Origin of the sequence: Pseudomonas sp. Fl5BN2, from assembly GCF_009908205.1 — a bacterium.
Taxonomy (GTDB): Bacteria; Pseudomonadota; Gammaproteobacteria; order Pseudomonadales; family Pseudomonadaceae; genus Aquipseudomonas.
Genome location: NZ_JAAARL010000079.1, coordinates 1 through 431 on the forward strand (window position 1 = coordinate 1; position 431 = coordinate 431).

Genomic DNA, 431 nt, shown 5'->3' on the forward strand with positions numbered 1-431 from the left:
GTTCAACGACCTGCTGAAAAACTATGCCGGGCGTCCAACCGCGCTGACCAAATGCCAGAACATTACAGCCGGGACGAACACCACGCTGTATCTGAAGCGCGAAGATTTGCTGCACGGCGGCGCGCATAAAACTAACCAGGTGCTGGGACAGGCGTTGCTGGCGAAGCGGATGGGTAAAACGGAAATCATCGCCGAAACCGGAGCCGGTCAGCATGGCGTGGCGTCGGCCCTTGCCAGCGCCCTGCTCGGCCTGAAATGCCGTATTTATATGGGTGCCAAAGACGTTGAACGCCAGTCGCCAAACGTTTTTCGTATGCGCTTAATGGGTGCGGAAGTGATCCCGGTACATAGCGGTTCCGCGACGCTGAAAGATGCCTGTAACGAGGCGCTGCGCGACTGGTCCGGCAGTTATGAAACCGCGCACTATATGC

At 57.5% G+C, this 431-nt stretch carries 1 protein-coding gene; it reads left to right on the forward strand.

Translation table 11 applies throughout. The features are described 5' to 3' along the window. Positions 1–431 (forward strand): pyridoxal-phosphate dependent enzyme (locus tag GV819_RS32650; RefSeq protein WP_161760121.1); only part of this gene is annotated, 431 nt, incomplete at both ends.